Here is a 22,845-nt window from a genome sequence, read left to right as displayed (position 1 = left end):
CATGACAAAACAATTATGGCACCAGAACACGCAAAAAGAACGGCAAAATCATGACACCGTCTTCGGCTAGCGGGTTTATGTTTCCCCGGCATCACGGGTGCCATGCACAATAACCGGATGCATTGAAAGGTGTTTGGCGCTACAAGCAGATTTGTCCTTCGCTGACAGGAAAGCTTGTTTGTTTCGTCTGCAACCCATCTTTTTCGTTGTTGGGGTTATGGTCATTATCATCGGCGTTTCGATGATGGTGCCTGCTGCCGTGGATCTTTATTACGGCAATCCTGACTGGAAAATCTTCGCTCAGGCCTCGATCACGACAATCGGGCTTGGCGGAATGGCGTGCCTTGCCTGCCGGTCTGAAATTGGACCGCGCGTGACTGCCCGACAGGGGTATGTCCTGACGGTTATGTCATGGATTGCGGTAAGCGCGACCGGGGCCCTTCCGCTTTGGTATTCATCCCTTGATATCAGTTTTTGCGATGCGGTTTTTGAAACCGTTTCGGGCCTGACCACGACAGGGTCAACCGTCCTTTCGGGGCTGGATCATATGCCGCCGGGATTGCTGATCTGGCGATCCATCATGCAGTGGCTGGGCGGGATCGGGATTATCGTTACCGCGCTGGCATTGTTGCCGATGATGCGGGTTGGCGGCATGCAGCTTTTCCAGATGGAAAGTTCGGATCGGTCGGAAAAGCTCAGCGGGCGTATGCGCGACATGTGCCTGCAGATCGTTCTGATCTATAGCGCACTGACATTTGTGTGCGTTGTGCTGTATCGGGTGTTTGGCATGAGCTGGTTTGATGCCATCAATCACGGCATGACCACCCTGGCCACCGGGGGATATTCAACGTCGGATTTGTCGTTTGCGAAGTTCGATTCCAGTCTTGCGCTGCATTGGGTGGCGATCCTGTTTATGTTTATCGGTGGCCTGCCCTTTACCGCCTATGCCATGCTGCTGCGCAAACGTGCGATCAAGGCCGTGGTGGGCAACCAGCAGATCAGGTTGTTTTGCCTGATCATTGCCGGGTTCACGCTTCTTTTGACGCTGCGCCTTGTTCAGGTTTCAGATGACAGCATCCTTCGGTCGCTGACCGTTGCGGCATTCAATCTTGTATCGGTGATTACGACAACGGGCTTTGCGTCGGGTGACTACCTGTTGTGGGGGTCCGGGGCGGTGATGTTGTTCTTCTTTGCGACATTTATCGGCGGCTGTTCAGGGTCGACTGCGGGCGGGTTCAAGATGTTTCGCCTGTATGTCGTTTTCACCGGGCTTCGCGCCCATTTCACGCGCTTGCGCAGCCCGTCTGCAGTGGTGGTCAGCCACATTGACCGGCATGAGATTACATCGGACATTTATAACGCTGTTACCGTTTATGTCTGCATGCTGACCATCAGCTATATCGCGGTGACCATCGCGCTTGGCCTGACGGGGCTTGATCTGATTACGGCCATGAGTGCGGCGGCGACATCGCTTGCCAATGTGGGGCCGGGGCTGGGCAACATTATTGGTCCGGCCGGGAATTTCCAGTCATTGCCCGATTCTGCCAAATGGATTCTGGATGTTGCGATGATCCTGGGGCGGTTGGAATTTGAAACCCTGCTGGTTCTTTTGATGCCGTCCTTCTGGCGCGACTGATTATCTGAAAATTTGTGTATGACTTTTTATGGACTGTGACGGTTGCCACAGACCATAGGCTTTGTTTGCGCCACCTTTGGGATCTGTATAGGGTTCAAGGTGCCAAAACCAATAATCAAATAAACACTGGATACGGACATGACACTGCAGAAAAAGATCGCAACCAGAACCGTTGGTATTCTTTCGGTGCTTTTCCTGACGGCGGCTGTTTCCGCATGCTCCCCCGAAGTGGGCAGCGAGGAATGGTGCAGAGACCTTAAGGAAAAACCAAAAGGCGACTGGACGGCAAACGAAGCAGCCGACTTTGCCAAGCATTGCCTGCTGTGACTTTGCGATAACCGCTTGGCGGTTTCTTTTTCAAATGTCTGGGTATGCCGCCCTTGTGGCGGTTAAATCCGCCCTTCGGCACCTGCTTGGCGGTAGTACAGCCGGAGGGCGGATTTTTGCGTTTGCGCCCTTGATTTCGACATGGAACATTCTTTGGGCGGTCACGTTAGATACATAACATTGCCGCGCATAAGTGCGATGCAGCAACGTCGATTTGCGTTGTTTCGATAAATCCCTATAATGCGCGGCCCGCGAATGATCGCGGCAGTCGAATACGACAGTAATTTTTATACGAGGTTAGACAATTATTATGAGTGCCGAAAATCTCCATGTCGGTGTGATCGGCGCAACCGGTGCGGTTGGCGTCGAGCTGATCAACGTTATGTTTGATCGCAAGTTCCCTGTGGGTGAACTCACCCTGTTCGCGTCCGAGCGTTCAGCGGGCAAGACCGTGGAGACTAAATTCGGCACTAAGACCGTTGCGCTGTTTTCTGTTGAAGAAGCCAAGCAGTGCGACATTGTCTTCCTTGCTGTTTCGGGCGACTTCGCCAAGGAATATGGCCCCAAGATCGCCGAAGGCGCTGTGGTCATTGATAATTCCTCGGCGTTCCGTCTGAATGATGATGTTCCGCTGATCGTGCCGGAAATCAATGGTGACCTTGCCAAGACCGCAAAACTGATCGCAAACCCGAACTGCACCACGGCAATTGCCGCAGTCGCACTTTGGCCGCTGCATCAGGCATTTGGCCTGAAGAAAGTCATCGTTTCGACCTATCAGGCAGCATCAGGTGCCGGTCAGCCGGGCATGAACGAGCTGCGCGAAGGTCTGGCAGCCGGTCTTGAAGGCAAGCCGGTCCCGGCAGAGGTGTTCTCATCCCCGCTGGCGTTTAACGTGATCCCGCATATCGATAGCTTCCAGGATAACGGTTATACCCGCGAGGAAATGAAGGTGACCTGGGAAACGCGCAAAATCTTTGGCGCGCCGGATCTTCCGATTTCCTGCACTGCGGTTCGTATCCCGACCGAGCGGACCCATTCCGAGGCCATCGTGGTTGAAACCAAAAAGGTTGTGACCCCGGATGCAGCCCGCGAAGTTCTGGCAAAGGCCAAGGGTGTGAAGCTTGTCGATGATCCGGCAAACAACAAATATCCGATGCCACTGACCGCGACCGAACAGTATGACGTTGAAGTCGGCCGTATCCGCACCAACCTGATCTTTGGGGATCATGGTCTGGAGCTGTTTGTTGCGGGCGACCAGTTGCTTAAGGGCGCGGCATTGAACGCAGTCCAGATTGCCGAGGCATCCATCGCCGACTAAGGCGAACAGGCAATCCACAGATAAAAAAACAGCCCCGACAGAATGTTCTGTCGGGGCTGTTTTGATTCTAACCGGAATGATCATTCAGGCAAGCGAGATACGGTCCCGCCCGGAGGCCTTGGCAGTGTAAAGTGCGTTATCAACCCGTGCCATCAGGGTATCAAGGTCTTCACCTTCGCGGTATTGCGTGACACCGGCACTGATCGTAATCGGAATGTGATCGCGCCCGAAGCGAACCGGGGCTTCGCGAACCTGATCGGCAAGATCACGCGCCTTGCTCAAGGCATTCTTGCGTTCCTTGTTCGGGAACAGAATGACAAATTCATCCCCGCCCCAGCGGCATATCACATCGGTTTCTTCAATGTGCTGACGGATCAGGGTCAAAACTTCGCGCAGGGTGGCATCCCCGCCCGGATGGCCATAGTTGTCGTTGATATCCTTAAACCCATCGAGGTCAAAGCACATGATCGACAATGGCGTTTTATGCCGGGTTGCTTTTTGCACCGACTGATCAAAGAGCATGTCAAAGACCTGTCGGTTAAACGTGCCGGTCAGTTTGTCGCGCGATGCCAATTCTTCGAGGCGGGTTTGATAATTGCGTACCGTCAGAAACGCGATCAGCCCGACAATGACCGTGATCAACAGCGAAATGGCGATATTGATGAACAGGGTGTTTTGCAGGCGTACGTCGGATGAATAATCGCTTTGTTCGACAATCAGCAGCCAATCAAATTCAGACACAAGGCGGCTGTTGACGAAATAGGTGTGCCCGCCGTCTTCATAACTGATGGAGGTGCCAGGCGACGTCAGGATTTTGGTGGCTTGCTGGCGCATGCCGGGGCGATCCTGCAGGGTCTGTGCATCGCCAAAGCCGCTGCCGCGCAGCGTGACATGGCCTTCCTTGTCGATGAAATAGATCGTTCGACCATAACGCGCCTGATAGGTTTCAATCAGGTTGGTAACAGCATTGACCGACAGGCCAACCCCGGTAATGCCAATGACATTGCCATTATAATCACGCACCTGATAATTCACGAAAATAGACATGCGTGACCGATCCACCGTGTCGTGGTCGATATTGATTTCATAGGGTTGCTTGCCATCACGGGCCCGAAAATACCATTCATCGGCCGGATCATTTTCATCAATCTGTTTGATTACGCCGGTCTGATGATAGTAGTTCCGGGTTTTCTCGGAGATGAAATAGGATGTGATGGTGTCGTAGCGCGACTGGATTTCAGCAAGATACTTGGTGATCTGTTCGCCGTTCTGTTCGCCCGAGAGCACCCAGTCGCGAAAGAACGTGTCATGGGCCATCAAGGATGAAATAAAGATCGGTCGCAGCAGATCGCGCTGAATTTCTGAATAGATATTGTCGCTTGTAAGCGGCAGGGTGCTTTCAGAGATTTGTTCTTCAAGTGAGTCGCGTGCAACGTAAAAGCTTACAAAGCTGGTGGTTAGAAAGCCCACCGCAAGCAAAACGCACAAAACAATCGCGAAATATAGTTTCTTTCCCCGCACGGGAAGCTCCCCAAAAGATAGTCAAGGCACGTACTGAATTTTGTTTTCAGCGTTTTAGAAGGGACTAACCTACGGGAAAGTTCCCCGTGTTGCACGGATCAAAATGCCGCCCAAACGGCGTGTGTCTTTTGACGTGTTTGATGGTGTGAGCAACAAAACTGCCAGTTACATTAAAGTGATTCCAAGGTGGTATCTATGTGCTAGCAAACAGTGCGTAAAACTGGGATATGTGCGCGTTAGAAGCATGGGATGCATCGCGACGTGCCGGTGTGAACAAGTTTGCAGGGCAGCCCGGTCGCGGGGTACGCCAAATGGTGTGATGGTATCCGGTCCATGATCGTTTTGCCTGGGGCAGGACCGGGTGTTTGGGGCGTGTTTTGGTCTGATACCCACAAACTGGACGATTGAAAAGGGCTGGACATTATTGCTGTGTGTGCCAAGAATTTCGCTGTTTGCGATGAATGGGGTACATATCAACAGTGTTTTCGGGTATGCAGTGTCCCCCAAGTACCAGAACATAAGACGCACCATATGCCGTTTGTCCGGGGGGATTTCGCGGTTTATGTGCCAAGAGGCGTTTCATTGATCGATTTCCGTCCCATTCTTTTCATCGTCGGCATTCTGCTGTGTACGTTGTCGGTTGGCATGTTCATACCGGCACTGGTTGATCTTTATTATGATCAAACCGATTGGGTCGTGTTTTCTGCGGCATCGCTTGTTTCGCTGTTTGTCGGCGGGGCGCTGGTCATGATGAACCGCATGGACAATCTTAAGATCAACTCACGCCAGGCATTCATCTTAACAACGCTGAGCTGGCTGGTATTGACCGCGGCATCAGCCCTGCCGTTTGCCTTTTCCGATCTCGATATGTCCTATACCGATGCGTTTTTTGAGGCGATGTCAGGTATTTCCACCACCGGATCGACAGTGATTGTCGGGCTTGATAGCGCCCCGCAGGGTATTTTGCTGTGGCGGGCGCTTTTGCAGTGGCTGGGCGGGATCGGGATCATTGTCATGGCGATTGCGGTCATGCCGATGCTGCGTGTTGGTGGTATGCAGCTTTTCCGGATGGAAAATTCCGATAAATCCGACAAGGCCTTTCCACGGGCAACCCAGATCGCCATGGGCATCGCAATGCTGTATCTGGGCTTTACGGCCCTGTGGGCGATCATGTTGTGGTGGGCTGGAATGCCGCCGTTTGATGCGATTGCCCATGCCATGACAACGATTGCGACCGGCGGTTTTTCGACCAAGGATGCATCGGTTGGCCATTTTGACAATGCGACGATTGATGTGATCATCACCCTTGGCATGGTGACCGGGGCGCTGCCGTTTATTCTGTATCTGCAGATGTTGCGCGGACGGGGACAGGCACTGTTTTGTGACAGTCAGGTGCGCTGGTTCCTGGCCATTGCCGTCACGATTGTTGTCGGTCTGGCCTATTGGCATTCGGAAACCAACAACGTCGGTTTCCTGACCGCGTTGCGCTATGCGTCGTTCAACATCATGTCGGTCATGACCGGAACGGGTTATGCCACCACTGATTACGGACTTTGGGGGCCGTTTGCGGTGACGGTGTTCTTCTTTGTCATGTTCATTGGGGGCTGTGCGGGATCGACGACCTGCGGGGTGAAGATCTTCCGGCTTCAGGTTCTCTATGAGATCGCCAAGATTCAGCTTTCGCATATGCTGCGCCCGCATGGGGTGTTCATTGCCTACTATAATGGCAAACCGCTGTCCGAAGATGTTACCGAATCCGTACTCAGCTTCTTTTTCCTGTTTGTGTTCTGCTTTGTCGTTCTGGCCGCAGGGCTTGGGGCGATGGGGCTTGATTTCATGACCGCTGTGTCAAGTGCCGGAACCGCGATCGCCAATGTCGGGCCGGGGCTTGGCCCGATTGTTGGTCCGTCGGGCAATTTTGCAACCCTGCCTGATGGGGCAAAATGGTTGATGTCCATCGGGATGCTGATTGGGCGGCTGGAAGTCTTTACGGTTTTGGTCCTGCTGTTCCCGGCCTTCTGGCGCGACTGATCTTTCGAAATTTACACATGCATTTTCCACCCTCTGCAAGCAGGCCTGCAGAGGGTTTTTTTGCGTATGTTGACAATTTAGGACGTTTGTCCTAGATTGAGATTAGGTCAATTGTCCTAACGGTGGGCTGATCAGCGTAACGGAGAGCGAAGTGGTGGCAGAAACACGTGAGCGTATTCTGGAGGCAGCGGACCTGCTGTTTTATCAGCGCGGGTTTGAGGCGACATCCTTTGCCGATATTGCCGGAAGTGTTGGCATATCGCGGGGCAATTTTTATCACCATTTCAAAACCAAGGACGACATCCTTGATGGGGTGATCAACCGGCGTTTGACAAATACCGAACAAATGCTGGACCGTTGGGAAGTGACCGGGGCAGACCCGGCTGAACGTATTCGTAGCTTTATCCACATCCTGATCGTCAACGGCGAGAAAATCCGAAAGTTCGGCTGTCCGGTCGGTACACTTTCATCGGAACTTGCGAAATTAAACCATGCTGCGCAAAGCGATGCGGCAGGGCTTTTTACCCTGTTTCGGAGCTGGTTGTGTCGCCAATTTGAACGGCTGGGCTTTGGGGAAGGCTCAGATGAGCTTGCGATGCATGTTCTGGGCCGCAGTCAGGGTGTTGCGACCCTTGCCAATGCCTTCGACGATGACGGTTTTTTGCATCGTGAAGTCGATTTGATGTGCGTCTGGCTTGATGATCAGATTGCACAGCTTGGTACATCTTGAACCTTCGCTCTGAACAGGGAATTGAACATGTTTGCCATCTTTTTGAAGTTTGCTGAAAACCGTGCAAAAGCCCCGGAATTCATGGACGCCCACAAGGCCTGGATCAAACAGGGGTTTGATGATGGGGTGTTTCTGATGGTCGGCAGCGTGCAGCCCAATATGGGGGGCGCGGTTCTGGCGCATGGGGTGTCGCGTGGGGAGATCGAAGCGCGCGTGAATGATGACCCGTTCGTAATTGAAGGGATTGTGACAGCAGAAATTCTTGAAATTTCGCCTGCGCGCGCCGATCCGCGTCTTGAATTTCTGATGGGGTGAAGAATGAGCAACACAATTATTGGGCGCGATGGAAAACGGCGTTGCTCATGGTGTAACGCAGCCCCGGAATTTGATGCCTATCACGATACCGAGTGGGGGTTTCCTGTTACCGATGATATTCGCCTGTTTGAGAAGATCTGTCTTGAAGGGTTTCAGTCGGGATTGAGTTGGCGCACCATTCTGGCAAAGCGCGAAAACTTCCGTGCAGCCTTTGCCGGGTTTGATTTTCGCAAGGTGGCATTGTTTGATGACGCAGATGTCGAGAGGTTGCTGGGCGATGCGGGCATTATCCGTCATCGTGGCAAGATCGAAGCGTCGATCAATAACGCCAAACGTGCCTGTGAAATGGTGGACCAGGAAGGATCGCTTGCGGCCTATTTCTGGCGGTTCGAACCCGATCCAGACGCACTTGGTGCGCCACAGACGATGTCGACTTCACCGGCCTCGGTTGCCCTTTCAAAGGACCTTAAGAAACGGGGATGGAAATTCCTTGGTCCGACGACAGTGTTTGCCTTCATGCAGGCCATGGGGCTGATCAATGATCACGCAGAAGAGTGTTTCTTGCGTGCGCAGATTGACGATATCCGTGCATCGACAGAGCGGCCAGCCTAGGGAAACCTGCAAAAAAGACACCCCTTGCCAGGGGAAATGGCAAGGGGATTTGAGGGTGGGGACAGATGAACGTCCCCAGAAGATAATCCGGCAAGGATTATGCTGTGTCGCCGTCATTCACATCAACCGCAAGGCGCATGACCGGTATATTGCCGATCAGCTGATCTTCTTGCAGACGTCATGAATTTGGCGGAAATCGGTTGGGCGATACCGAACCTTGGGTCAGGAGCGGATCGGGGATCGGGATTAGGTCCGGCATCGCCTGAACCCAAGGTGGCAAATATCGGCCGAAAGATAAAATCGAATATAAAATAAACATCGATAGTTTAAATCTATTTATTGAGTGCGCTGCGGTGGTGCGACGCGAAAGACTCAGGCTCCAAAAGGCAGCTTTACGCTGAAAACTGCGCCGTCTGGCCCTGTTGCATTGAGGCGAAGTTCCCCGTTATGGGTGCTGATCAATTCCCGTGCGATGGCAAGTCCAAGTCCGGTGCCGCCTTCGCGTCCGCTTCCGGCAAAGGGAACAAAAAGGTTCTTGATGGCTTTTTCCGGCAATCCGGGGCCGTTGTCGGTGATGAAAACTTCAATGAAACTGCGTGCCTTAGCCGATTCGTCTATTGTGTCGGCAACCATTCCGATTTTGTGGGTAATGGTGATTGCTGTTGCGCCAGCTTCAAGCGGGTTGCGGATCAGGTTGTTAAAGGCGCGAAACAGCATGTCATAGTCCGCTTCGAGCATGATGTCTTCTGGCAGGTCGATATCAATGCGCGCCAAACAGGGTTCTGCGTCGCCCGAACCATCGGTAATTGCGCCATCGATCAGCAGTTCGGATTTTTGAAGCAGGACATGTTCGCGGACTTCTTCAACCAGTTCGATCAGTGTGAAGGTCGCCAGATCACGTGGTGGCGGGGTTTCACGGGCAAATGACAGGGTTTGTTCGCTGATATAGACCGCACGTTCCATCGACGATAACAGGCGCGGGACAACTGCCCGGACCTCGTCATCTTCGCTTTTGGCGAGTTGTTCGGTCATGAGCATCGAGGTTGCCAGCGCATTGCGCAGATCATGGCTGATCTTGGTGGCTGCTGTGCCAAGGGCGGCCAGCCTGCGCCGCTGGTTGAGCATCGCCTGAATATCTTGTTGCATGATTGCCAGTTCCTGGCGCGCCACGCCGATTTCATCATCACGTTCGACCGGTGTGATGATTGCTGATGGATCCTGTGGATCTTCGCGAAAGCGGATCATGTCACGGGTCAGGATACGCATCGGGCGCACAAGCAATCGGTTGAGGGCGAAATACACCAATCCGGCGGTAAAGAACGAAATCATCAGCGACAGGCCAAACACACGCCAACCGAAATTGCGCATGGCATCTGTCAGGCTTTTTTCGTGAACAAGCACCTCGATCTCAAAATCCGGTGCCATGGAGGGCATACCAACAACACGCAAGACACGGTCGCCTGTTTGCAACAGGGTTGATAGCCCTTCCATCAAGGCCATCGGGATGGAAAAGTCGGTCAGGTGGATATCCTTGTCGACCTTGGCGGGCATGTCGTCACGCTGCAGCAACAGTTTGCGGTCTTCGCGGCGCAGGATGACGGCCTCAATCCCGGCATTGGACAGCAGTTCCTTTTCCAGATCATCGGGTATCATCTGATCGGGGGTGGCTTCCAAGGCAAGGGCAGCAAGGTAACCGGAATCAAGATGAGACTTCAGCCAGTCAATCCGAAAGCGCGCAACCGATGGGGCAAAGACGAAAATTTCCGCAAGCATGACAAAGCTGACCGTCAGCACCAAAAGGCGTGCCGAAAGCGACTTGGCCCACGGGGGCAATTTAAGATGCGGACGTTCCATCAGGTGATGTTAGGCCAAGAGCATGAAAAAAGTACAGCAATAGAGGTGCTTGACATAAGGCACGCCGAAGCTGCGATCGTTATCCCAGATTCAAAAGAAAGCGGACTATCTTGCGTGTTTTGGCGCTAAACAGGCTGGGCGTGTACCAGGCACCGGCAACACGTTTGGAAAGTTCGCCCAATGTGGGATAGGGCGCGATCATTCCGGCGATTGCCCCGATCTTCATCTTTTGCGAGATCGCCAGCGCCCAGACACCGATCAACTCACCGGCCTGACGCCCGACAATCCCGGCACCGAGTATCCTGCCCCTTCGGGTGGTGACGACCTTGATGAAGCCTGTTGTGTCGGCCTCGGCCCGGGCGCGGTCATTTTCGGCATAATCCCACGTGACAACGCGGATATCGTCACCAAATTTCTGCCGTGCGTCGGTTTCCGTCATGCCGACCTGTGCCAGTTCCGGGTGTGTATAGGTCACCCATGGAACCGCGCTGTGATCAATCTTGGCCGGAAGGCGGAACAATGCGTTACGGATTACGATGCCCGCGTCATAGCCCGCCATATGGGTAAATTGCAGCCCCCCGGTCACATCGCCAATGGCAAAGACCTTGCGGTTTGAACTGCGAAGGCGCGCATCCACAGAAATGCCACGCTGGTCATATTCAATGCCGGCGTTTGACAGACCCAGGTTTTCAACATTGGGTTTGCGCCCGGTTGCCAGCAAAAGATGACTGCCTTCAAGCGTGATTTCGATGCCGTCATGTTCGATGACAACACGGATGCGGTCGGCAACTTCAAGGATTTCCTTGGTTTTTGCTTGTTCATACAGGCTGATACCACTTGCCTTGATCTGTTCGCGCACGACGGAAACCAGATCAGGGTCATCCTTGGGCAGGATGTTCATCATTTCGATCACGGTGACCTTGGCGCCGAGTTGTTGATGGGCCTGGGCCATTTCAAGGCCAATTGGGCCGCCGCCAATAATGATCAGGTGGTCGGGGGAGCTCCGGTTTTCGAAAATGGTTTCGTTGGTGAAGTAGCCAACAGCCTCAAGCCCCGGGATCGGTGGCACTGCCGCGCGTGATCCGGTGGCGACAACGAACCGTTTGGCTTTGACGGTTTTATCACCGGCGATAACTTCACCCGGCCCGGTAAAGCGGGCCTCGGCCTGAATGACCGTGCAGCCAAGTTCTTCGAACCGTTCAACCGAATCATGGGGGGCAATCCCGGCAATGACGGAATGAACATGATCCATCGCCGCGCCAAAATCGACCTCTACCGGCCCGGTAGATACGCCAAAGTGCGATGCTGTTCTGGCGTTTTCTGCGGCATGTCCGGCGGCAAGCAATGCCTTGGACGGAACACAGCCGGTGTTCAGGCAATCGCCGCCCATTTTGCCCTTTTCAATCAGGACCACGTCGGCCCCCATTTGAACCGCACCTGCCGCAACCGACAGACCACCTGATCCGGCGCCAATAACGCAGATATCGGTTGTGATGACCTTATTCATTGATGGGGGCCTCGTTCTTTGGTTTGCGCAGTTTCTTGTAAGCAACCGGCAGCAGTGCCAGCACCGCCAACCCGACGATCGGTGTCAGGATGCGTGGTTCAAAGATGATGCCAAGATCAGGCGTCTTGCCCTGATCAAACAGCGCGCCCAACCCATCGCCGATGGAGGCATAGACAAATGACCCCGGAATAATGCCGGTCATGGTGCCCAGTACAAAGGAGCGCAGTTTTACCCCAATCAACGCCGGGACAAGGTTAACCAGCCAGAATGGAAAGATCGGGATCAGGCGCAAAACCATCAGATAGCTAAAGGCATTTTCAGCAAAGCCTTGTTCCATTTTGCGAACGGCGTTCCCCGCCTTGGCGCGCATCAGGTCATAGAACGCATAACGTGCCGCAAGATAAACAATCGTTGCCCCAATCGTTGCAGCAACCACAACATAGGTCGTGGCAAAAACCGATCCAAACAGGAAACCGCCTGTGATGGTCAAAACCGACCCGATCGGCAGCGACAGGGCAACCGAAACAATATAAAGCCCCATAAAGAACAGAACGCTCGAAAACGGATTGTCTGCGACAAAGCCCTGCAACAGGTCGCGATTTTCGCGCAATGTATCAAATGACAGCAGATCCAAAATCCCGCTTGCCCAGGCCACAGCCAGTCCTGCGACCAAAACCAGCACGGGCAAAAGTTTTCGCCAAAGCGGCTTTTGCTGCGGGGTTGTTTCTGGGGCGTTGTCTGATTTCTGATCGGGCAATTGTGACGCCATGAAGCTGGTCTTGGTCATTGATTTCAGTCTCTTGCAGGGTCTGTTTCCATGGGGCGAAATGCAGACCCTAGCAAACAGGATCGCATTATTTGCCCCAACATTAGAGAGAAAATTCAAAACTTGCTCATGAACTGCTTTCACCATTGCGTGAGGGGAATTTGTTCACAGCCGGGCTTGAGCCGATATTGAAATGCGTAAAAGTCCTGATGGCGAGGTGCTTGACGCAGGGGAAAACTGGACGTATCGTTTGCGCATCGTGGGATTTGTCGACCGGCTTGCGGCCACGTAAAAAATCGCTAAAGAGGGGTAGGAAGGCTTCAGCCCTGACCCATTCATGCCGGTCAGGGTTTTTTTTGTGTCCGGACCGCACCATATCCGGGCATGTAGGAGCAAGACGATGACGACCGAAAAAAAGGCTTCCGATAACTGGCGCGCGGCGACCCGATCTGTTCGGGGTGGTACGGCCCGCAGCGGCTTTTCCGAGACTTCAGAAGCCATCTATATGAATTCCGGATATGTGTATGACACCGCAGCAGAGGCCGAGGCGTCCTTTGATGGCAGCGGGCCGGAACGTTATGTTTACTCACGTTTTGCCAATCCGACCGTTGGCATGTTTGAAGAGCGGTTGGCGCTGATCGAAGGGGCGCAATATTGTCGGGCGACGGCATCGGGGATGTCGGCTGTCTGGAATGCGTTGGCGGCCTGTACAAAGGCCGGTGGTCGTGTTGTTGGATCGCGTGCGCTTTTTGGGTCATGCGAATTTATTCTGACCACCCTGTTGCCCCGGTTTGGTGTGGAGACGGAACTGGTGGACGGCACGGACCGGGCTGCTTGGGAACAGGCGCTGTCGAAACCGGCAGATGCGGTGTTTCTTGAAACTCCGTCCAACCCGACGCTTGAGGTTCTTGATATCCCGTTCATTGCGGATCTGGCGCATAAGGTTGGTGCAAAGGTCGTTGTTGATAACGTTTTTGCCACCCCGGTCCTGCAAAAGCCGATGGAGCTTGGGGCTGATATCGTTGTGTATTCCGCGACCAAGCATATTGATGGTCAGGGGCGCTGTCTTGGCGGGGCGATCCTGTTTAATGACAAGGAATGGCATGATGAACATCTGACCACCTTCCTGCGTCATACCGGCCCGACCATGAGCGCATTTAACGCGTGGGTTCTGCTTAAGGGGCTTGAAACCCTTAACCTGCGTGTAGACCAACATATCCGCAATGCATCGGCATTGGCCGAGTTTCTCTCGGAACAGCCGCAGGTGTCGCGCGTTCTGTATCCGGGACTGAAAAGTCACCCGCAGCATGAATTGGCCATGAAACAGATGTCTGGCCGTGGTGGTGGATTGATCGCGATTGAGCTTGCCGGTGGGAAGAAAGCGGCCTTCTCGCTTCTTGATAACCTTAAGCTGATTGATATTTCCAATAACCTTGGTGATGCGAAAAGCCTGGCGACCCATCCTTGGACGACGACCCACCAGCGTGTCCCGGCCGAGGATAAAATTGCGATGGGAATCACCGAAGGAATGCTGCGTCTTTCTGTCGGTCTTGAAGATGTTGATGACCTTAAGGAAGACCTGTTGGCTGCTCTTGCCGTTTAACGCAATGGCATGACAGTAATCCTGATATCGATCAGGCCCGTACAAAGTGCGGGCCTTTCGTTTACCGGCACTGGCAGTTTGGTGTCGGATTATCTACATAAAAGGTCCAACCATCGAAATCTTGGCTGACGCGCATTGAATTGAACACTATTGGCCCGGAGACGAGCATGTATTCGACCGTAACCCACGACATCAAGGTGTCGGTGCAACCGATGTTCCTTGAAGATGAGTCCGATCCGGACACCCATCGTTACATTTGGGCGTATCGGATCGAAATCGAGAATCTTGGATCAAAAACCGTTCAGTTGTTGAACCGGTTTTGGCAGATTACGGATTCGCGTGGCGAAACCCAGGAAGTAAAAGGCCCCGGCGTTGTTGGTGAACAACCTGTTCTGGCGTGCGGCGAAAGTTTCAATTACACAAGCGGCGCGCCACTCACCACGCCAAGCGGCTTTATGGTCGGGACTTTCGAGATGACAGACATGGATGGAAATCACTTTGATATTGCGATCCCGGCCTTTTCGCTCGACAGTCCGCATGGGCAACATACGGTGAATTGATTTAGCGCCGAATATTATCGATTGGTATCGCGGGTCAGGAGCCCCACCAAGGCGGGATAAAGCCCGCAAGGATATGACAAAAGGATTTGGTATGTGCAGCGAACATAACCCGGTGAAGCGTCCGACACGCGAAGAAGCAGAAGAAGCGGTCCGTACGCTTTTGCGTTGGGCAGGCGATGATCCCGAGCGCGAAGGTTTGCTTGGCACGCCTGATCGCGTTGTGCGTTCTTATGGTGAATTCTTTGCCGGCTATCAGCAGGACCCGGCCGAGATTCTGCGTCGTACCTTCGAAGAAACCGATGGCTATGACGAAATGGTGGTTTTGCGCGACATTCGCGTTGAGTCCTATTGCGAACATCACATGGTGCCGATCATCGGGGTGGCGCATGTCGCCTATTTGCCGCGTCGTCGCGTTGTTGGTATTTCCAAACTAGCCCGCGTGGTCGAAGTATATGCAAAACGCCTGCAAATTCAGGAAAAAATGACCGCACAGGTGGCCAACACCATCCAGGAAGAACTCGATCCGCTTGGTGTGGCTGTGGTGATTGATGCCAACCATCAGTGCATGAGCACACGCGGGATACATAAAACCGGCGTTTCGATGGTAACCAGCCGCATGCTGGGCGCGTTCCGCGATGATCCGATCACGCGCCGCGAATTCTTTGCCATGATCGGCCGCTGATCACGATCCGGTTTTGGATGAACAGTACCTAACGCAAAGGCCGCAGCTTTAAGCTGCGGCCTTTGTCTTGTGCGGGTTTTGGCCAAATGGCCGGACGTATTATTCGCGATAATCGCTGTGACACGACTTGCAGGTTTTCAGCATGGTGCCCAGTGCGGCCTTGAAGTCGCCTTCTGCCCCGCCGTTGGCCGCAACAGATTTTAGTGCTGCTGCCGTCGCGTTCAGTTCATCGGAGAGCGCCTTGAAGTCTGACCAGTCATCCCAAATGTCTGACAGGGCTTCGGAAGGGTGGCCGTTGCTTCCTTCCGGGAAAAGGGCGGTAAATGTTTCGCCGGAATGGCTTTCAATGATGCCGGCTGATTTTTCAACCTGCACCGGATCATAGGGGAGCGTCCCCTTAAGCATTGGCACCATGATTTTGACTTGCTGGCCAATCGACTTCATGCCTTCCATGCGTTCCTTGACCACACCGGTTGCACCTTCGTGGGCGATGGCGGCGATGCTACACCCCATGGTCAGTGCGATGGCCGCACCTGCGACAATTTTTCTCAACTCACTCGTCCCCTGTTTTACGTGGTTGTCTGATCGTCGATACGGGATTTCGACGGTTTATTGACCAAATCGGCTAAGGATATGGTCAATTGATCCAACATAAGACCCGCCAAACAGGCGAACGTGGACCAATAGCGGATAAAGATTATACAAATCGCGGCGTTCTTCAAAGAATCCCGATTGAATTGGCAGTATTTCATTATACCGGGCGAAAAAAATCCTGCGATAGATCGCCAAACAAGGTTCCGAAGGCCAATTCAATTTCGCGATCGCCATAATAAATTGCCGGATCGATCAGCCCGGCAAGCATGCCGTTCTGACACAGGATGTTGCCACCCCACAGATCACCATGCAGAAGCGACGCAGCCGGGGTGGTCGGCAAATATTGATCAAGTCGGTCAATCAGCCCGTCAATCCGCTTTGCAATGCTGGCCGGAAGCCGACCTTCGTGTGTTGCGGCCCTGGCCATATGGCGCAACCGATGTTCGCCAAAAAACGTGATCCAGTTTGTTTCGGATGTATTGGGTTGATGCAGCCCGCCAATCAGCGTGTCAAAGCCAAGCCCGAAGGCCTCGGATGTAACGTGATGCTGGGCGGCAAGCTTTGCAGCCAGATCACGTTGCACGCCTTGGTCCATGCGATTGTCATTGGCGATAAACGACATGATGAGGCAAGTGTCATCGGCATATAAAACATCAGGACAGGCAATCGGCGAATGGGCTTTGAAATAACGCAGCATCTCAGCCTCTATCACCAGGCCTGTGGCGTTATTGTTGCCTTGCTTGATGACCAGTTTCCGTCCGTCTTCAAGAATGGCTTGCACGACATTGGCAACGCATCCCCCCGCAAGGGGCGAGATGGCCTGAACATCCACGCCGGTAACCCTGTTGATCAGTGCGTTTATCTGGCTGCTGTGCATTGTTTTGTTTTTATCTGTGGGGTTCTTCAGAGGCCGTGTTAGATGCCGTGTTTTTGGCAAATATGGTCAAGCAGCCTGGCAGATGCTTCTTCGATCATGTCAAAGACATGCACAAACCCGTTGGCACCGCCGTAATAGGGGTCGGGCACGCTTTGGCCTGCCATGGTCGGATGATAATCAAGAAACAGTTCAATCCGGTTCTGTCGGGTGGACGGCGCCTGGCGGCGCATATCGCGCAGATGCCCGTCATCCATCGCCAAAATGTAGTCAAACTGGTCATAGTCGCCCGGTTTGATCTTGCGGGATCGAATATCTGTCAAATCGATGCCGCGACTTTCCGCCATTTCCCGTGATCGCGGGTCGGGCAATTCACCAACATGATAGGCCGACAGACCACAGCTATCGACGCTGATGTGGTCATCAAGTCCTTTGTTGCGAACCATCTTGCGAAACACGCCATCGGCGGTGGGAGAACGACAAATATTGCCGGTACAGACGAAAAGAACCTTGATCACGTTATCAATCCGCATTGTTTGGAAGTGCCAGGATGAATATTTTTAACACTGACATGCCCTGCACATCGGGGCAATACACCTGTGCAGGGGCAATTACGGGTGAGGTATCATGCGGTTAAGCTGGAAGATGATTGTAACAGCTTCGTGACATTTTGGATCGCCCACTGACAGCTTTGCCATTAGCTTGTATGATCGCGCCAACCTTCGATGTTTTGGCGTGCGTGAATGCAGGAATTCGTTTCATTTGGTTTGCAAGTTGCCCTGATCCGGCAACTTGCCTGGTTGCCGCGGGGCTATGACCTTGTTCCGGGCGGTACTGTTGTGACTTCTGCCAAGTTGCGCAGTATTATGCTGGCCTTGGAAGAGATCAACGGGCCTGCGGTTCTTGTGCGCTTGGGACGTCATCTTGCGGCCAAGGAACAGGAAGCGATCCTGACCATGCTGCGCCATTCGGCAACGCCATCCATGATTGCCGATCGTTGGCGTCGACTTGAGGGGTATTCACATGCCCGTGCGCGTAGTGAATTTACCGTCACCGGAAAATCAATGACCGTGCATCGCGGTGTCGTAAGGGGTCAACCAACGGCACGGGTTGAAAACCTGTTGTTGCACGGGTTCCTGATTGGATTGCTTGAAGCCGCCGGGGCGGAAAATATCGATGGCACGATCCTGCCAAGTCATGGGCCTGCAATACCGGTGATGCGCAATGGGCGGATCAGTGACACGCTGGCATTTTCCGGGCGGGGTCTTCGTTTCCGGATCAATTGGCGCAGTTTCGAGCCGGTTTCATCGGGATACCCGTTTATGGCCAATATGCCTGGCTCCGCCCCCTCAATTGGCGGGCAGCGACCAGTTGTGCAGCAGCTATGTACGATTCTTGAACAGGATATCGGTCGGAGCTGGACGATTGATGAGGTCGCGCAGTCTCTTGAAACATCGGGCAGAACCTTGCAACGTCGATTGCAGCAGGCAAACAGTCGGTTTTCCGACCTGCTGCGACTGGTTCGCGTACGTGAAGCCTGCCGTTTGCTTTCGGGCACAAGTATGTCGGTCGGTGAGATCGGCTTTTGGTGCGGTTTTACCGACAATGCCCATTTCTCGCGTGATTTCAGGCGTTTGATTTCCATGCCGCCGTCGGTATATCGCGAAGCCAGTATCGGCCATGCCGGTTTGACCCGCGCCTGATGGTACTGTGCGAACGAAGGTTGCTGAGATTCAAGCCCTTCATTTTTGCAATTTTGGCTTTTGGCAATACTGGGCCGTGCGATTGACCTGACAGGCCGGCTTGGGTATCAGCAGGACCATGCGCGATTTTATTCGTGCCCCATTCGCACCCAGAGGCTGCCATGACCGACGCCCCCAAAACCAATAACCAGTATTCCGGTTTCCTGCCGCCGCGTTATCGCAACCGGCCGGATGGGGATGACGTCATGATCAAGACCTGGGCGGTGGGCGATGCCTTGTCCGATCATTCCGTGCCGGAAATGCCATCTTCGCTTTCGCTGTTTTTTGATTTGGTGGCCCCGGCAGCCGGGCGGGCAGGGGCATGCGGTTTTGCCATGTTGTGGCTTGATCGTCACCCGCATGAACAACCTGGTTGGCGGCTCTCGATTGGTCATGTGGGATCGGTTGATGATCTGGAACGGGCAGTGGCAAAGCCGCTGGCGCGTTTGGTCGATGCAATGCCCTTGGCAACGTTTGAATGCGAAAACTGGCATGTGACCCGACCGCTTTGGCGCAAACGGGCAGAGCCGGTGAAACTGGTTTTCTGGGGCGATTTTGCCAAACATGCACGTGCCATTCTTGATCATGGGGATGGGGCTGCTTTTTATCAGCCACTTGGTGCGGGTTTGCGCTCTGATCATGTGGCTGCATCGCTGCCGTTGCTTGAAGACATGCTGGGGGATCCGTTCCTGATCGGGGGGATGGGATTTGAAGATGCCTTGCGCCTTGGGGTGTCGCTTGGGCGTGCGCATTTGATCGAAAGCTGGATCGAGGCAGGCGGTGCGGAAAAGGAACCTTATTTCCGCCCGATGCGACTGTGGCATCAGGCGTGGCTTGCCAATGCGCTGATTGATCCGGCGGTGGCAAGTCTTGCCATGTCGGGCATGCCGCCGATGCCCGCACTTGATTTTGCCTCTGATGGCACACCGGCTAACCGGCGTGCGGCTCTTGATGATGTGTCATCATGGTTGACCACTGTGTTCTTTGGCGATGCACACCCGGCCCTGCGCAATGCCTTTGTTGCCGGGGTGCAAAACGCGGTCTGGCTTGATAGCGATCTTCAACAATATCTGCAGGCGCAGCAGCGTTCCGAAATTCTCGAAGGTCTGATGCCCTATTGCCGCTGGTTCCTTGCCATGGCGCTTTATAACCATCTGGACAATCTTGCTAACGGCACCGCACGTGACGATCAGATCACCTTTTATGCAACCGTGGTCGATGCCTTGCCGGAATTGGCCCCGCTTGGTGAGCTTGCTACTCAACGCGATATCGAACAGCACATCATTCGCATTGATGCTGCGCGTGCGGCGTCTGCCTTTGATACGCTGGTGCTGCCGTTCTGCGATCTTTTGATGCCGCGCCGCCAATTTGACGCCGCGCGCTCCTAAGCGCCCACACAGTACTAAAATGAAAGAAGCGCCGTCGGATCGTTCCGGCGGCGCTTCTATATATATGTGCAGATCAGAAACAGGCGGGCGTCGCCTTAGGCCTGTTCCTTGAGTTCGGGGATTTCGCGTGAGGACACGATCAAAAACCGGATCGTCAAACCGCTCACGGCAACAAGGCTTGCAATCACGATCCCCCAGAACAAGCCGGGCACGCCCATTTCCCTGGTGAAGGTCAGATAGTAGCCGACAGGCACCATCACAAAGATATACGACACCAGATGCAATACCGTCGGCACCCATTTGTCCCCGGCACCGCGAAGCGCACTAATGGCAGCATTTTGCCCGCCATCGGTCGGGAAAATGATCGGCATCAGGATCAGAACCGACACCGTGGTCGCAATCACGCTGATATCCTGGGTAAACAGGTGGGTGACCGCGCTCGGAAACAGATAAAGCGGAATGCTAAGCGCAAACATGACAGCCATTGTGGTCAACAGCCCGATCCAGCCTGCAAGCGCCATATCCGGGCGGTCCCGCCTGCCATAGGCGATGCCGACCCGCACAGATGTTGCCGATGCCAATCCAAGGGCGACCATAAACATCAGGGCAAGCAGGGTCATGCTGATGCCATAGCTGGCCGCGGCCGTCACGCCAAGACGCCCGGCAAAAAGCTGCATGGCAGCAAAGGCCCCGGTTTCCATGCCCTGACTGGCCCCTGCGGCATAACCAAGATGGCGGGCGTTGCGGGACGCACGCCACCAGCCGGAAAAGCCATTGCGAATGCCATACAGGTGATGGCTTTTCATCAGAAGGATATAGCCAAGCAAACTAAGCGCCATGAACCAGCGAATGACGCTTGATGTCCATGCAGCCCCCTCCGCCCCGAGTTCGGGCAGGCCGAATGCGCCGTAAACCAGACCGTAATCAAGAACGAGGTTGATCAGATTGGCAACGATCATCATCACCATGCCCGGAAGCGGGCGCTGCAATCCCTCAAGGAAAAAAGCACAGGTAATATAGATCATTACAGCGGGCATGCCGATTGCCAGAATTCTGGCAAGTTGTCCGGCATTTTCCGCGATCTCTTGTGGTTGGCCGGTCACGGCAAACAGCCAGTCGGACTTTATCGTCAGGATGGTAAAGACAATGCTGACCAGAACGGCATAAGGCATCGCATTGCGCCACACAGCGCCTGCGGCCATCAGGTTGTCGCGCCCCTTGGCATGGGATGTCATGATCATGACACCGGTCAAAAGCCCGACACCTGTGACCATCAAGGAGGTGAACGGGGCATGGGCAACATTAAGGTATGCCAACCCCGCACTGTCATAATTGCCAACGACGATGGTATCGACGACGGCCATGATCAACATGCCCAAACGCGCAATCGTGACCGGCAGGGCCAGACGGAATAATTCGCTCAGATGGCGTTTTACCCGATTGTCGGGATAAAGCGGGGTCGGTGAGACATCCGGTTCTAGTGGCGGTGGACCCACTGCACCGTCTTGTGGGGCGATTGTCATTGGACTGTTTCCTGTCTTTTATTATCTCGACATCTGGTCAGGTGGTTTGGTGGCGTTCCAACCGTTATGTCGTTTTGCCCCTATGGGCATTTCTATCTGTTTGCGGCAAACGGACGACGCGGTATCGCCATCAGCAATTTGGCCGGATCATCGGTAATCACCGATGTCGCCCCCCAGGAGAACAGCTCCTTGGCCCGCTCGACATCATTAATGGTATAGCAAACCAGTGGGACCCCGGCATCGACAATCTCTGCGGCACTTACCGGGGTGAGTGCCTTGTGATCGATATGCAGGGCGGACGCACCAAGTCGGTCGTATTCGGCCTTCCAGTCCTTGGGCAGGGTTTCAAGCAGCCAGCCGCATGGCAGTTCAGGCATATGCTGGCGCATCTCTGCGACGGCCACATCATCAAAGCTTGAAATCAGGATCGATGGCAGGGTGCGCGATGCCTTTAGTTCGGCAATCACTTCCTGACACAGGCGCACCGGGTCGCACCCCGATGGTTTGATCTCAAGATTGGCACCCATTTCCATGAAATAGAGTGTTTCAAGCGTGTCTGACAGGGTCGGGATACGTTCCCCTATATATATGTCTGAAAACCATCCCCCGGCATCAAGGTTGCGCAAACTTGCAAGGTCGCTTTGGTGAATCGGGCCGGTGCCATTGGTGGTGCGTGCCAAAGTATCGTCATGGATCAGGACGCACTTATCGTCGGAACTCAGCGTGACATCACATTCAACCCATTTGGCGCCGCGTGCGCCTGCCACCCGGAATGCGGCAATGGTGTTTTCCGGTGCTTCAATCGAAGCGCCGCGGTGGGCGACAATATGCGGGATATCGATCACGGGCGTTGGCCTTTTGTTTGTAAGGGGCTGCAATAACGTTCATGCGATTCTCTTACGCCACTTGGTTTGTGTGAAAAAGCGAAAATCTTGTTGCGATTTGAACGGTTTCATTTTCGTTTTTGCCCCGAAGTCATTGGACTCCATATTGGATTTGATGCGTATAAGTCGAATTACCCCTTGGTTTTCCGTGTTATGCGCGGATGTGGGTCGTGCCATGCATTGGGGTGATTTCTACGTAAAACCCCCGAAAGCCAAGGGTTTGTGCGGGCCGTTTCGGGACTGCAAAAAACAATCGGTCAAAATCTCCAAGAATCTCGAAAAAAGGTGTTTACAGGTCGGAGTTAGGGCCCTATAACCCGCCTCCACCGACGCAGTGCGGCGCCAACGATTGGGCGACGCGGGGCGGCCGGGACGGGG

The 22,845-nt window shown here is 53.9% G+C and carries 22 protein-coding genes and 1 riboswitch; of the genes, 12 read left to right on the top strand and 10 right to left on the bottom strand.

Annotated elements, in window-relative coordinates:
• Positions 1 to 178: 178 nt before the first annotated feature.
• The 3 genes from JF44_RS0116180 (at position 179) to JF44_RS0116170 (ending at position 3,281) form a co-directional block, all read left to right on the top strand.
• On the top strand, positions 179 to 1,636 hold the full coding sequence (locus tag JF44_RS0116180) for a TrkH family potassium uptake protein (RefSeq protein WP_033070049.1): 1,458 nt from the start codon (positions 179 to 181) through the stop codon (positions 1,634 to 1,636).
• Positions 1,637 to 1,774: 138 nt separating this feature from the next.
• Complete coding sequence (locus tag JF44_RS0116175) at positions 1,775 to 1,963, top strand: DUF3012 domain-containing protein (protein ID WP_033070048.1); 189 nt, start codon at positions 1,775 to 1,777, stop codon at positions 1,961 to 1,963.
• A gap of 310 nt (positions 1,964 to 2,273) precedes the next feature.
• The gene (locus tag JF44_RS0116170; protein WP_033070047.1) at positions 2,274 to 3,281 is read left to right on the top strand and encodes an aspartate-semialdehyde dehydrogenase; all 1,008 of its coding nucleotides are present in this window, start codon (positions 2,274 to 2,276) and stop codon (positions 3,279 to 3,281) included.
• An 84-nt stretch (positions 3,282 to 3,365) separates the two neighbouring features.
• On the opposite strand, the gene JF44_RS0116165 is transcribed toward JF44_RS0116170, so the two are convergent.
• Positions 3,366 to 4,802 (bottom strand): sensor domain-containing diguanylate cyclase, encoded by a 1,437-nt coding sequence (locus tag JF44_RS0116165; protein WP_033070046.1) that lies wholly within the window; start codon positions 4,800 to 4,802, stop codon positions 3,366 to 3,368.
• A gap of 582 nt (positions 4,803 to 5,384) precedes the next feature.
• Between JF44_RS0116165 and JF44_RS0116160 the strand changes: the two genes are divergently transcribed.
• The 4 genes from JF44_RS0116160 to JF44_RS0116145 all read left to right on the top strand — a co-directional run bounded on the left by JF44_RS0116160 (position 5,385) and on the right by JF44_RS0116145 (position 8,490).
• On the top strand, positions 5,385 to 6,833 hold the full coding sequence (locus JF44_RS0116160; protein ID WP_081944514.1) for a TrkH family potassium uptake protein: 1,449 nt from the start codon (positions 5,385 to 5,387) through the stop codon (positions 6,831 to 6,833).
• A 154-nt stretch (positions 6,834 to 6,987) separates the two neighbouring features.
• Entirely contained in the window at positions 6,988 to 7,563 is a 576-nt protein-coding gene (locus JF44_RS0116155) for a TetR/AcrR family transcriptional regulator (protein ID WP_033070579.1), read from the top strand.
• A gap of 27 nt (positions 7,564 to 7,590) precedes the next feature.
• Positions 7,591 to 7,878, top strand: a complete 288-nt coding sequence (locus JF44_RS0116150; protein ID WP_033070045.1) for a YciI family protein — start codon at positions 7,591 to 7,593, stop codon at positions 7,876 to 7,878.
• A 3-nt stretch (positions 7,879 to 7,881) separates the two neighbouring features.
• Positions 7,882 to 8,490: a DNA-3-methyladenine glycosylase I gene (locus tag JF44_RS0116145; RefSeq protein WP_033070044.1), complete on the top strand. Its 609-nt coding sequence runs from the start codon at positions 7,882 to 7,884 to the stop codon at positions 8,488 to 8,490.
• Positions 8,491 to 8,862: 372 nt separating this feature from the next.
• On the opposite strand, the gene JF44_RS0116140 is transcribed toward JF44_RS0116145, so the two are convergent.
• The 3 genes from JF44_RS0116140 to JF44_RS0116130 all read right to left on the bottom strand — a co-directional run bounded on the left by JF44_RS0116140 (position 8,863) and on the right by JF44_RS0116130 (position 12,638).
• Complete coding sequence (locus JF44_RS0116140; protein WP_052065994.1) at positions 8,863 to 10,344, bottom strand: sensor histidine kinase; 1,482 nt, start codon at positions 10,342 to 10,344, stop codon at positions 8,863 to 8,865.
• A 79-nt stretch (positions 10,345 to 10,423) separates the two neighbouring features.
• Positions 10,424 to 11,851: a dihydrolipoyl dehydrogenase family protein gene (locus JF44_RS0116135; protein WP_033070043.1), complete on the bottom strand. Its 1,428-nt coding sequence runs from the start codon at positions 11,849 to 11,851 to the stop codon at positions 10,424 to 10,426.
• Positions 11,844 to 12,638, bottom strand: coding sequence for a TVP38/TMEM64 family protein (locus JF44_RS0116130; protein ID WP_052065993.1), 795 nt, complete (start codon positions 12,636 to 12,638; stop codon positions 11,844 to 11,846). Before JF44_RS0116130 ends, JF44_RS0116135 begins: the two co-directional genes overlap by 8 nt.
• A gap of 228 nt (positions 12,639 to 12,866) precedes the next feature.
• A riboswitch (SAM riboswitch) is annotated at positions 12,867 to 12,941 on the top strand.
• Positions 12,942 to 13,017: 76 nt separating this feature from the next.
• On the opposite strand from JF44_RS0116130, the gene metZ reads away from it, so the two are divergent.
• The 3 genes from metZ (at position 13,018) to folE (ending at position 15,462) form a co-directional block, all read left to right on the top strand.
• Entirely contained in the window at positions 13,018 to 14,220 is a 1,203-nt protein-coding gene (metZ, locus tag JF44_RS0116125) for an O-succinylhomoserine sulfhydrylase (protein ID WP_033070042.1), read from the top strand.
• Positions 14,221 to 14,387: 167 nt separating this feature from the next.
• Entirely contained in the window at positions 14,388 to 14,780 is a 393-nt protein-coding gene (gene apaG / locus JF44_RS0116120) for a Co2+/Mg2+ efflux protein ApaG (RefSeq protein WP_033070041.1), read from the top strand.
• A gap of 91 nt (positions 14,781 to 14,871) precedes the next feature.
• A complete protein-coding gene (gene folE / locus JF44_RS0116115) occupies positions 14,872 to 15,462 on the top strand; it encodes a GTP cyclohydrolase I FolE (RefSeq protein ID WP_033070040.1) in 591 nt (196 codons plus the stop codon).
• Between the two features lie 99 nt (positions 15,463 to 15,561).
• On the opposite strand, the gene JF44_RS0116110 is transcribed toward folE, so the two are convergent.
• From JF44_RS0116110 to JF44_RS0116100, 4 genes are read right to left on the bottom strand one after another with little or no spacing between them, the layout of a single operon-like run.
• The gene (locus JF44_RS0116110; protein WP_156111709.1) at positions 15,562 to 16,014 is read right to left on the bottom strand and encodes a c-type cytochrome; all 453 of its coding nucleotides are present in this window, start codon (positions 16,012 to 16,014) and stop codon (positions 15,562 to 15,564) included.
• A 57-nt stretch (positions 16,015 to 16,071) separates the two neighbouring features.
• On the bottom strand, positions 16,072 to 16,290 hold the full coding sequence (locus tag JF44_RS20655) for a fructosamine kinase family protein (protein WP_272945645.1): 219 nt from the start codon (positions 16,288 to 16,290) through the stop codon (positions 16,072 to 16,074).
• Positions 16,214 to 16,933: a fructosamine kinase family protein gene (locus tag JF44_RS19775; RefSeq protein ID WP_272945644.1), complete on the bottom strand. Its 720-nt coding sequence runs from the start codon at positions 16,931 to 16,933 to the stop codon at positions 16,214 to 16,216. The genes JF44_RS20655 and JF44_RS19775 overlap by 77 nt, the downstream gene beginning before the upstream one ends.
• Before the next feature lie 38 nt (positions 16,934 to 16,971).
• Entirely contained in the window at positions 16,972 to 17,448 is a 477-nt protein-coding gene (locus tag JF44_RS0116100) for a low molecular weight protein-tyrosine-phosphatase (protein ID WP_033070575.1), read from the bottom strand.
• 225 nt (positions 17,449 to 17,673) lie between these two features.
• Between JF44_RS0116100 and JF44_RS0116095 the strand changes: the two genes are divergently transcribed.
• The gene (locus tag JF44_RS0116095) at positions 17,674 to 18,633 is read left to right on the top strand and encodes a helix-turn-helix transcriptional regulator (protein ID WP_033070039.1); all 960 of its coding nucleotides are present in this window, start codon (positions 17,674 to 17,676) and stop codon (positions 18,631 to 18,633) included.
• Between the two features lie 161 nt (positions 18,634 to 18,794).
• Positions 18,795 to 20,060 carry a hypothetical protein gene (locus JF44_RS0116090; protein WP_033070038.1) on the top strand — a complete coding sequence of 422 codons (1,266 nt, stop codon included), beginning with the start codon at positions 18,795 to 18,797 and terminating at the stop codon, positions 20,058 to 20,060.
• Between the two features lie 95 nt (positions 20,061 to 20,155).
• Here the strand turns inward: JF44_RS0116090 and JF44_RS0116085 are convergent, their stop codons facing one another.
• A complete protein-coding gene (locus tag JF44_RS0116085) occupies positions 20,156 to 21,583 on the bottom strand; it encodes an MATE family efflux transporter (RefSeq protein WP_033070037.1) in 1,428 nt (475 codons plus the stop codon).
• A gap of 92 nt (positions 21,584 to 21,675) precedes the next feature.
• Positions 21,676 to 22,428 (bottom strand): glycerophosphodiester phosphodiesterase family protein, encoded by a 753-nt coding sequence (locus JF44_RS0116080; protein WP_033070036.1) that lies wholly within the window; start codon positions 22,426 to 22,428, stop codon positions 21,676 to 21,678.
• Between the last annotated feature and the right edge of the window lie 417 nt (positions 22,429 to 22,845).

Source organism: Thalassospira australica (genome assembly GCF_000763295.1).
Lineage (GTDB): Bacteria > Pseudomonadota > Alphaproteobacteria > Rhodospirillales > Thalassospiraceae > Thalassospira > Thalassospira australica.
The sequence above is the reverse complement of the archived record's forward strand: the minus strand, read 5'-3'. Positions and strand labels throughout refer to the sequence as shown.

Bases quoted from the DNA above. Each gene is read 5' to 3' on its own strand.
- JF44_RS0116175 (WP_033070048.1), top strand. From the start codon at position 1,775: ATGACACTGCAGAAAAAGATCGCAACCAGAACCGTTGGTATTCTTTCG.
- JF44_RS0116170 (WP_033070047.1), top strand. From the start codon at position 2,274: ATGAGTGCCGAAAATCTCCATGTCGGTGTGATCGGCGCAACCGGTGCG.
- JF44_RS0116150 (WP_033070045.1), top strand. From the start codon at position 7,591: ATGTTTGCCATCTTTTTGAAGTTTGCTGAAAACCGTGCAAAAGCCCCG.
- JF44_RS0116145 (WP_033070044.1), top strand. From the start codon at position 7,882: ATGAGCAACACAATTATTGGGCGCGATGGAAAACGGCGTTGCTCATGG.
- JF44_RS0116140 (WP_052065994.1), bottom strand. From the start codon at position 10,344: ATGGAACGTCCGCATCTTAAATTGCCCCCGTGGGCCAAGTCGCTTTCG.
- JF44_RS0116135 (WP_033070043.1), bottom strand. From the start codon at position 11,851: ATGAATAAGGTCATCACAACCGATATCTGCGTTATTGGCGCCGGATCA.
- JF44_RS0116130 (WP_052065993.1), bottom strand. From the start codon at position 12,638: ATGACCAAGACCAGCTTCATGGCGTCACAATTGCCCGATCAGAAATCA.
- metZ (WP_033070042.1), top strand. From the start codon at position 13,018: ATGACGACCGAAAAAAAGGCTTCCGATAACTGGCGCGCGGCGACCCGA.
- apaG (WP_033070041.1), top strand. From the start codon at position 14,388: ATGTATTCGACCGTAACCCACGACATCAAGGTGTCGGTGCAACCGATG.
- folE (WP_033070040.1), top strand. From the start codon at position 14,872: ATGTGCAGCGAACATAACCCGGTGAAGCGTCCGACACGCGAAGAAGCA.
- JF44_RS20655 (WP_272945645.1), bottom strand. From the start codon at position 16,290: ATGGCGATCGCGAAATTGAATTGGCCTTCGGAACCTTGTTTGGCGATC.
- JF44_RS19775 (WP_272945644.1), bottom strand. From the start codon at position 16,933: ATGCACAGCAGCCAGATAAACGCACTGATCAACAGGGTTACCGGCGTG.
- JF44_RS0116095 (WP_033070039.1), top strand. From the start codon at position 17,674: ATGCAGGAATTCGTTTCATTTGGTTTGCAAGTTGCCCTGATCCGGCAA.
- JF44_RS0116090 (WP_033070038.1), top strand. From the start codon at position 18,795: ATGACCGACGCCCCCAAAACCAATAACCAGTATTCCGGTTTCCTGCCG.
- JF44_RS0116085 (WP_033070037.1), bottom strand. From the start codon at position 21,583: ATGACAATCGCCCCACAAGACGGTGCAGTGGGTCCACCGCCACTAGAA.